Genomic DNA, 1,245 nt, shown 5'->3' on the forward strand with positions numbered 1-1,245 from the left:
GGTCATCGCCGGCGGGCGCAGCTCGGCGAGCAGCGACAGCGCCTTGGGCTGCGCCTCGTCGTAACGACTGGGGAAGGCCGACACCTGAACGGCCTGCGCGACCTGACCGGCGGTGTAGCCCGGGTGTTTGTTCTCGGCGTTCACCGCTCTGGTGAAGAACGAGGTCGCCGCGTGCGCCACGTCCATGATCTCTTCCGGTGTGCCCCATCCCTCGGACGGGCGCTGCTGGAACACCCCGAGCGAGTCCCTGTCGCCGCAGGACAGGTTGTTCATGTGCGACTCGACCCAGCCGGTCTCGAATCCGGCCAGCAGAACCTTGTCGGAGACGCCGAGTCGATGGCCCGTGTCGAACACGGTTCTGGTGACGGTGATATCGCGGTTGGCCGGGACGGGACAGCTCAGCGGCATGGCGTGCGCCGGCAGGCCGGCCGCCACTGTGCCGCAGACCGCGGCCGCGAGCCCGAGCGCGATCCGGCGGACCGGCCGAAAGGTTCGTGCGGACATGGGATTTCCCCCGTGGTGTCGTGGTTGGCGACGTTGCTGCCGTCAGCCTCGACCGCGCCACCCGGAGAACCGCTTCAGCTCACCTGGAAACGACTTGAAGCCGATTTCCAGCGGCGTCGCCGAGCCTGGGGACCGACCGAGCGGAAATCCCGTTCCGCCGCGAAGAGGAAGCACTGGGGTCTCATGCACACACGACGTGGATTCACCAAACGGCTCGTCGCGCTCGCCCTCAGCGTGACGGCCGCGACCGGCGCGGCAACGGCCTTGGCCGCCCCCGCCGCGCAGGCGTCCGACCTGGGCGGACGGATCACCAGAAGCGAGGTGATCTCCCGCGCCCAGTACTGGGTCGACCACCAGCCGGGCGACTACAACCAGAAAGCGAACGGGCCGGACCAGGATGGCCGGATGTACCGCCGGGACTGCTCCGGGTACGTGTCGATGGCCTGGCATCTCACCACGAGCCTGAGCACGGCGACGCTGCCGGGCGTGTCGCACCAGATCTCCCGCGACGACCTGAAGGCCGGCGACATCCTCGACTACGCCGGCACGCACACGATCCTGTTCGACCACTGGACGGATTCCAACGGCCACTTCCTGTACTACACGTTCGGCGCGACGCCGGTCCGTCACCTCACCGGTTCGATCGGCGCCGCGAGCATCGACGGCCACCCCAACGGCTCCTACCGGGCCTACCGCTACGAGAACATCGTCGACGACGTCGTCGTGCCGCCGCCGCCCGTG

Annotated in this window: 1 protein-coding gene and 1 pseudogene; one reads left to right on the top strand and one right to left on the bottom strand. The window is 68.7% G+C overall.

Annotated features, from left to right (window positions below):
* Positions 1-504 (bottom strand): annotated as a pseudogene (locus tag ACIG5F_RS49250) (hypothetical protein); the annotation flags it as partial.
* Between the two features lie 183 nt (positions 505-687).
* On the opposite strand from ACIG5F_RS49250, the gene ACIG5F_RS49255 reads away from it, so the two are divergent.
* The coding region (locus ACIG5F_RS49255; protein WP_396527284.1) for a hypothetical protein at positions 688-1,245 on the top strand (558 nt) is incomplete at its 3' end.

Source organism: Kutzneria sp. NPDC052558 (assembly GCF_044547355.1).
Lineage (GTDB): Bacteria > Actinomycetota > Actinomycetes > Mycobacteriales > Pseudonocardiaceae > Kutzneria.